Here is a 7758-nt window from a genome sequence, read left to right on the forward strand (position 1 = left end):
CAGTCCGGCAGTCCGGCAGTCCGGCAGTCCGGCAGTCCGGCAGTCCGGCAGTCCGGCAGTCCGGCAGTCCGGCAGTCCGGCAGTCCGGCAGTCCGGCAGGGGTTGAAACCCCTGCCTCATAGCAGAAGTCGGTTGAAACCGACTGCAGAGTGTGATGAAAAATGCAATTAATTGTAGTTTTCTTTTAGAGGACTTTCGCGCTTGAGACAGGCAGGGGTTTAAACAAGAGCCTCAGAGCTGCGAGTCGCTTGAAACCGACTAGAAAGTCTGATGAACAATGCAATTAATCGCAGTCCTCTTTTAGAGGACTTTCGCGCTTGAGACAGGGGTTTTTAACCCCTGTCGGACTGGAACTAAAACGAGAGATTCCATCGCAAATATGAATACTCCTAAACCTTTATTAACCAAAACCGAATTAAGACGATCGCTCCTGAACACCCGCAAATCCCTACCAGCCCAAGAATGGACACAAAAGAGCGAGATCATTTGCAACCACCTGCACAACTCGCCCCCATTCACCCAAGCAAGAACAATCCTCGCCTACTTTAGCTTTCGCCAAGAAGCAGATTTAAGTCCCCTATTTGAAACTCCCCGCACGTGGGGATTTCCCCGCTGTGTCGGCAAAGACTTATCCTGGCACGTCTGGCAGCCCGGAGATGCTTTACATACGGTCGCTTACGGCATCCAAGAACCGCTGCCTGATGCTCCTAAAATCGATCGCTCTGAAGTAGATTTAATCCTCGTACCAGCAGTCGGCTGCGATGTTCGCGGCTATCGCTTGGGCTACGGCGGCGGCTATTACGATCGCATGCTGAGTTTAGCAGAGTGGGAATCAAAAATGGCGATCGCCACAATCTTTGAATTTGCCTTGCTAGCCCAGCTACCCGTTGACTCCTGGGACAAACGGCTGCACGGAATTTGTACTGAAAGCGGGTTAAAAATGATACATTAAAAATCAAAAAGGTCGATCGAGCAGTAAATTTTCACTAATTATATGATTTGGGCTCAAACGATCGCAGTGAAATTGGTTCGTAGTGAGGACTTCAGTCCTCATAAAAATCAGAGGACTGAAGTCCGAACGATCAAACTTACAACAGTTATTTTACGGGACATGATATTATCCCTAGATTCGTGTTTATATGTATCCTACTGAAAGTCCTATTTAATCTAAAATCTAAAATAGTATGGCTCAGCGCTACGTTCGAGTTAAAACAACACAAGGACACATCCATTACGGTTTGCTGCAACTTAGCCGCAGCGTTCAAGTATTTGATGCACCACCCTGGTTAAAAGGACAACCAACTGATTTGGAACTTTTACCAGATAGTTACCAAATTCTCGCCCCGTGCTCTCCCTCAAAAATTGTAGCCGTCGGCAAAAATTATGTCGATCACGCCGCCGAGATGGGAACGCCTGTACCTGAAGAACCGCTGCTGTTTTTCAAGCCTCCCAGCGCTGTCATCCCCGCAGGAGGAGAGATTCGCTATCCCCAGCAGTCGGAAAGGGTAGACTACGAAGGAGAATTGGCCCTGGTAATTGGCGAACACTGTACCAACTGCACTCCCCAACAAGCACACAGCAAAATTTGGGGTTACACGATCGCCAACGACGTAACAGCCCGAGATTTGCAAAAGCGAGACAACCAGTGGGCGAGGGCCAAAGGGTTCGATACGTTTTGTCCCTTGGGGCCTTGGATTGTGCGCGAATTGAGTCCTGCAGCACAGTTGCAGACTTTTGTCAATGGGAGCGATCGACCTGTACAGTCATCTCAGATCGATCGCATGGTATTTTCCCCAGACTTTCTCGTTTCCTACATCAGTCAAATCATGACCCTAAATCCCGGGGATGTAATACTGACTGGAACGCCGCAAGGAGTTGGGCCGCTGCAAATAGGCGATCGAGTCCGCATTGAAATAGAAGGCATAGGCAGTCTTGAAAATACAGTCAGTAGTCATTGGTCATGAGTCATTAGTCATCAGTCATTAGTCATTGGTTATTAATTAAGCTGTTGCCCAAAAACAACAATGTCATGTCTTCTAGGAGTTTTTACGGTAGTTTAGTCATGATTTGCGCCCCTGAACGAGTTAGCCATTGCACGCACACCCCCTCTCGTCACTGATGACTACTGACCAATGACTACTGACCAATGACCAATGACTAATGACTGATTTATGGTACCTGCATATAAACAGCATCCGAAAGGGGAGGAATCTCTGCATAGCGTCCCAATGCCGACTGAACGACTGCATAGAAAAATGCAGCCAAAACACCCAAAAATACCATGTTATACAGCGTCTCTGCAATAAATGCCACTTGCAAGCCTTTAGAAAAAATCGGCAAAACCAGACCGCACAGCATCAAAACAATGTCTAAAAGAATCGCCTGCATCGCATTAAAACGAATGAAGTGACTGATGTTTTCGTTTCTAACTACTCCTAAATACAGGGCAAAGAAAATAACCAAGCTAGCGAAGGGCAAACTATAAATTTGCATCAATGGAGCTAGCGGTACGAACAACAGTTGCAGGACAGGAAACTGTCTAAACAGATACCCGCCAAAGGCAAGCCCGTCAATCAGCGGGAGCAAATAAGGCAAACAAGCAAAAATCCGGTCTGGAACAGTTGTAGATCCGCGCCAAGTCATAATGAACTCTCCTGAGTCGATCGATAAACTATCAATTCCTATTAAACTCAGGATAACGCAGCAGGCTCAGTTCCGACTCGCCCGGAATTTTCCCGCACGAGCAAGCCGAGTAGATTCAGGGGTACTTAGATCGAGTCGGGTTCAATAGTCACTGTTTGGCCGATGCCCCATGACCAGGGAAGGCCCATGCCCCATGCCCCATGACCAGGGAAGGCCCATGCCCCATGACCAGGGAAGGCCCATGATTATTTAACATTGGCAATGACGAAGCCCATTTGACACTCGTATCGATCGGGCAAATTCTCCGTAGGTTTAGCAACTGGATGACCGCAGCGAAGCTCTCCACCGCTCCAGCGCGGTTGGCCCGTGCGATCGGCGAGCACGCAACTTTGGCAAACACACTGAGGGGCAAGCATCTGATTTTCCATTAGAATGACTAACATTTGATACCTCCGGCAGGTTTCACACCAGTAATTTCATTGTATGTCAGGAATTTGGGACAAAGAGCTTAACCTGAACACAACGTAATATTTCTGTCAATGGTGCGAAATCCGTAGTAGGCTAAAAGATCCCCAATTCCCAATCCCAAAATTGTCAAAAGGTTGATTATTGTGACGGACACTAACTTAGACTTCCTTTCCAAAACCGATCCGCTGATTGCCGATTTAATCGGGCAAGAACTCCAGCGGCAGCGAGATCACCTAGAACTGATCGCCAGCGAAAACTTTACCTCCGCAGCCGTAATGGCAGCTCAAGGCTCAGTGCTGACAAATAAATACGCCGAAGGATTGCCAACCAAACGCTACTACGGCGGCTGCGAATTTATTGACGGCATCGAGCAAATCGCGATCGATCGCGCCAAACAGCTATTTGGAGCAGCCCACGCCAACGTCCAGCCCCACTCCGGCGCTCAAGCCAACTTTGCAGTATTTTTGAGCTTGCTAGAGCCTGGGGACGGAATTATGGGCATGGATTTGTCCCACGGCGGACACTTGACCCACGGTTCGCCCGTCAATGTATCCGGTAAATGGTTCAAAGCTTTTCACTACGGCGTCAACAAAGAAACTGAACAGCTCGACTACGACGAAATTTTGGCACTGGCGAAACAAAACCGACCAAAATTGCTGATTTGCGGCTATTCGGCATATTCGCGAATTATCAACTTTGAAAAGTTTAGAGCGATCGCCGACGAAATTGGAGCTTACCTGCTCGCCGACATCGCCCACATCGCCGGGTTAGTCGCCACAGGCCACCACCCCAGCCCCCTCGCCCACTGTCACGCCGTTACCACCACCACCCACAAAACCCTGCGCGGCCCCCGCGGCGGCTTGATTTTGACCAATGACCCGGAACTAGGCAAAAAGTTCGACAAATCAGTGTTTCCCGGCACTCAGGGCGGCCCCTTGGAACACGTGATTGCGGGCAAAGCTGTAGCTTTCGGCGAAGCATTAAAACCGGAATTTAAAACTTATTCCGGTCAAGTAATTGAAAATGCGCGGGCTTTAGCGGAACGGTTGCAGCAGCGGGGTTTAAAACTCGTTTCTGGCGGCACGGACAATCACTTAATGCTAGTAGATTTGCGATCGGCAAACATGACAGGTAAACGAGCCGACCAATTAGTCAGCGGTGTGAATATTACTGCTAATAAAAATACCGTGCCTTTCGATCCGGCATCGCCCTTTGTTACCAGCGGTTTGAGACTCGGTTCGCCGGCAATGACTACAAGAGGAATGGGAACAGCAGAATTTACCGAGATTGGTAATATTATTGCCGATCGACTCCTGAATCCCGAAGATGAAAGCGTCGCCACTGAATGCCTGCGCCGAGTAGCCGCACTGTGCGATCGCTTCCCGTTATACCCGCACTTGTTCTTGAAAGTGCCGGCATTAGCTTAATTTTCCTGATCGGCAACGGGGAATTGGTAGTTGGAAGTGTACGGGTAAAAGGGTAAAAGAGCCGGAAAAGATTGAGAGTTGCCGGTAGCGATATTGACAAGCTGTTTTCACCAAAAATATCCCTCGCCCGGACGGTTTTTAGTAAAGATATTTGTCGGGTTCGGCTGGTTTGACTAACGGTATTTATAGGTTGCGAAAAATACCGCTCAACTGGGCGAGCTCGCCAAATATCGCTCAACTAGAGTCGCGATGAAAGAGCTATCTTTCGCGCCCTTAATTCGAGAGTTATGAGCGAAAAAACTCACAATTTGCACCCTGGCAACTTCCACTCCGGCAAATCTCCGGCTCCCCAACCCCCAGTCGCTCTTCAAGATGTTTCCTTGTTACAAGCCATCTGAAATGTAGTAGACTCTGCCTGACAGCCAAATTGCCCTGCACTATTTAAAATTGATTTCAGATGCCACAGCAGTATCTGTACCACGTACTAGCTTTTATGGTTTCCGCGATCGTCGTCCTCTGGAGTACGCCAATAGTTAAAAAAATTGGTCTCAAAAGCGGGCGAGTCGATCGGCCAGGCGAGCGAAAAGTCCACCAGCGCCCCATGGTACGCTTGGGAGGAGTATCTATCTTTCTCGGCACTCTGATTGCCCTGTTATTTGTCTGGCTCTCAGGAGGCTTCATCGATGCTAGCGGACAAGTTCTCAATCCCAAAGACGAATACGAAATTTGGGGAGTCACCCTCGGCGGCCTCGGATTCTTCCTCATCGGTTTAGCAGACGATTTATTTTCGCTCTCAGCCATCAAACGCTTGCTCATGCAAATTGGAGTATCCAGCATCGCTTGGATGGCAGGCGTACAAATTGAGTTTCTCACAGTTCCCTCCCTGGGACTGATGGATCTGGGCTGGCTGAGCTTGCCAATTACCGTAATTTGGCTCGTCGGCATGGCCAACGCCATCAACTGGATTGACGGTTTGGACGGTTTAGCAGCCGGAGTTTCGGGGATTGCAGCAGTTGTAATGCTGATTGTCAGTCTGTCGATGCACCAACCGGCGGCGGCCCTAATTGCAGCGGCTTTAGCTGGCGGGGCCTTGGGATTTCTGCGCTACAACTTCAATCCGGCTCAAATCTTTATGGGAGATGGCGGGGCTTATTTTATCGGGTTTACTCTCGCTGGAGTGGGAGTAATTGGGTTAGTTAAAACTACGGCTGTTACTTCTGTGTTGCTGCCATATTTAATTTTAGCTGTACCGATTTTAGATATGTCGGCGGTGATTCTCGATCGGCTCCGCAACGGCAAATCACCCTTTATTGCTGACAAACGCCACCTCCACCACCGACTTTTAGAAGCCGGACTCTCCCATAGATTTGCGGTTTTATTTATTTACTCGCTGACACTTTGGGTAGGAAGTTTAGCCCTAGCTTTTTCGGTTCCCAGCGGCGTAGTTTACGCGATGGGTGCGACAAGTTTACTGGGATACGCTAGCTGGAAAGTCTGGAGACACGCTCGATAGACAGTTGACAGTTGACAGTTGACAGTTGACAGTTTTCAGTTGTTAGTAAGAATCACCAATCACCAATCAATAATCACCAATGCCCTATGCCCTATGCCCCATGCCCCATGCCCCATGCCCCATGCCCCATGCCCAATTTCCCAATCCAAAATCTAAAATCGAATAATGGTTGCTGAAATTATTTGTGTTGGCACTGAATTGCTGTTAGGAGATATTCTTAACAGCAATGCTCAGTTTTTAGCGAAAGAATTAGCGAGTTTGGGAATTCCTCACTACTATCAAACAGTGGTGGGAGACAATCCCGAACGCATCAAACAAGTGTTAGAAATAGCAGTAAAGCGATCGCAACTTTTACTCTTCACCGGAGGCCTCGGCCCCACACCAGACGACCTCACAGTCGAAACCATCGCCGATTTTTTTAGTGTTCCCTTAATCGAAAAGCCGGAAATTATCGCCGATATCGAACAAAAATTTGCCGAGCGAGGGTGGACGATGAGTCCCAGCAACCGCAAACAAGCTTTAATCCCCGAAACTGCGGACATTTTGCCCAACCGCACCGGTTCTGCACCTGGGATTATTTGGCAGCCGATTCCCAATGTCACAGTGATGACATTTCCCGGCGTACCGAGGGAAATGCACTTAATGTGGCAAGAAATAGCTGTTCCTTACTTGAAAAATGGCGGCTGGTGCAGCGCAACTATTTGCAGCCGCACGTTGAAATTTTGGGGCATTGCTGAGTCGGCACTGGCAGAAAAAGTAGACTGTTTTCTGAATTTAACTAATCCTACCGTGGCTCCCTACGCGAATCACGGCGAAGTCAAACTGCGGATTTCGGCCCGCGCCCAGTCGGAAGCTGCGGCGAAAAAGTTAATTGAGCCGATCGAGCAACAATTGCAGCAGATTGCTGGCCTAGACTGTTACGGTGCCGATACCGATACTCTCGCTTCGACAGTTGGCAAATTGCTGCTGTTGGCTGGAGAAACTCTGAGTGTAGCTGAATCCTGCACGGGAGGCGGATTGGGGGCGATGCTGACTGGTGTTGCCGGCAGTTCGAGCTACTTTTTGGGCGGGATTATTTCTTACGACAATCGGGTTAAGGAAGGATTATTAGCTGTTAATCCCCAAGATTTAGCCGAATTTGGCGCAGTCAGCCAGCAAGTGGCCAAACAAATGGCTGCGGGAGTGCGCGCGAGTCTCAATACCACTTGGGGATTGAGCATTACAGGTGTCGCCGGGCCTGGTGGCGGCACCGATGCTAAACCTGTCGGACTGGTTTATATCGGTTTAGCGGGCCCCGACGGCGAGGCTGAAAGTTTTGAATACCGCTTTGGCGATGGCCGGGGCCGCGATTGGATTCGGCATCTCAGTAGCTGTACGGCGCTCGATCGGCTCCGGCGTAAATTATTGGCAAAAGCGTAAAAATCTATAACACTTTGTCAATTGTCAATAGTCAGCCGTAAGCTTAAGCTTTATTTAATAATTAGACTCCGAGATATTTCAGTAATTTTCCCCTTGCCTATTGATTATCTGTAAAGATTCCCCATCGACTAAGAATAGACGACTTTCAGCGAAACGTACTCGACGCCTTGACTTGCGATCGCCTGCATTCTTTCGCAAAATCTGTCCCAGCCGCGCCGCTTTTGCAACACAATGCACCCAGCGCTGCCGGGAACATTAGCATCAAAGTGAATCCCAAACTCCGATCGC

Annotated in this window: 7 protein-coding genes; 5 read left to right on the forward strand and 2 right to left on the reverse strand. The window is 49.0% G+C overall.

The window, feature by feature from the left end; translation table 11 throughout:
* Positions 1 to 379 precede the first annotated feature (379 nt).
* The gene (locus tag JGK39_RS31550; RefSeq protein ID WP_293258588.1) at positions 380 to 952 is read left to right on the forward strand and encodes a 5-formyltetrahydrofolate cyclo-ligase; all 573 of its coding nucleotides are present in this window, start codon (positions 380 to 382) and stop codon (positions 950 to 952) included.
* Positions 953 to 1184: 232 nt separating this feature from the next.
* Complete coding sequence (locus JGK39_RS31555; RefSeq protein WP_293298748.1) at positions 1185 to 1964, forward strand: fumarylacetoacetate hydrolase family protein; 780 nt, start codon at positions 1185 to 1187, stop codon at positions 1962 to 1964.
* Positions 1965 to 2169: 205 nt separating this feature from the next.
* Here JGK39_RS31555 and JGK39_RS31560 read toward each other — a convergent pair whose 3' ends face one another.
* Together JGK39_RS31560 and JGK39_RS31565 are read right to left on the reverse strand one after the other, a co-directional pair.
* Positions 2170 to 2643: a Tic20 family protein gene (locus JGK39_RS31560; protein ID WP_293258592.1), complete on the reverse strand. Its 474-nt coding sequence runs from the start codon at positions 2641 to 2643 to the stop codon at positions 2170 to 2172.
* A gap of 245 nt (positions 2644 to 2888) precedes the next feature.
* Positions 2889 to 3086, reverse strand: a complete 198-nt coding sequence (locus JGK39_RS31565) for a hypothetical protein (RefSeq protein ID WP_293258594.1) — start codon at positions 3084 to 3086, stop codon at positions 2889 to 2891.
* Between the two features lie 168 nt (positions 3087 to 3254).
* Between JGK39_RS31565 and glyA the strand changes: the two genes are divergently transcribed.
* The 3 genes from glyA to JGK39_RS31580 all read left to right on the forward strand — a co-directional run bounded on the left by glyA (position 3255) and on the right by JGK39_RS31580 (position 7470).
* Positions 3255 to 4538, forward strand: a complete 1284-nt coding sequence (gene glyA / locus JGK39_RS31570) for a serine hydroxymethyltransferase (protein ID WP_293258596.1) — start codon at positions 3255 to 3257, stop codon at positions 4536 to 4538.
* Between the two features lie 457 nt (positions 4539 to 4995).
* Complete coding sequence (locus JGK39_RS31575; protein WP_293258598.1) at positions 4996 to 6051, forward strand: MraY family glycosyltransferase; 1056 nt, start codon at positions 4996 to 4998, stop codon at positions 6049 to 6051.
* A 165-nt stretch (positions 6052 to 6216) separates the two neighbouring features.
* Positions 6217 to 7470, forward strand: coding sequence for a competence/damage-inducible protein A (locus JGK39_RS31580; RefSeq protein ID WP_293258600.1), 1254 nt, complete (start codon positions 6217 to 6219; stop codon positions 7468 to 7470).
* The last annotated feature ends 288 nt before the right edge of the window (positions 7471 to 7758 follow it).

The sequence above is a fragment of the Microcoleus sp. PH2017_12_PCY_D_A genome, from assembly GCF_020738565.1.
Lineage (GTDB): Bacteria > Cyanobacteriota > Cyanobacteriia > Cyanobacteriales > Microcoleaceae > Microcoleus.

Excerpts from the sequence above, each read along its gene's own strand:
- JGK39_RS31565 (WP_293258594.1), bottom strand. The coding sequence starts at position 3,086 with ATGTTAGTCATTCTAATGGAAAATCAGATGCTTGCCCCTCAGTGTGTT.
- JGK39_RS31560 (WP_293258592.1), bottom strand. The coding sequence starts at position 2,643 with ATGACTTGGCGCGGATCTACAACTGTTCCAGACCGGATTTTTGCTTGT.
- JGK39_RS31550 (WP_293258588.1), top strand. The coding sequence starts at position 380 with ATGAATACTCCTAAACCTTTATTAACCAAAACCGAATTAAGACGATCG.
- JGK39_RS31555 (WP_293298748.1), top strand. The coding sequence starts at position 1,185 with ATGGCTCAGCGCTACGTTCGAGTTAAAACAACACAAGGACACATCCAT.
- JGK39_RS31575 (WP_293258598.1), top strand. The coding sequence starts at position 4,996 with ATGCCACAGCAGTATCTGTACCACGTACTAGCTTTTATGGTTTCCGCG.
- JGK39_RS31580 (WP_293258600.1), top strand. The coding sequence starts at position 6,217 with ATGGTTGCTGAAATTATTTGTGTTGGCACTGAATTGCTGTTAGGAGAT.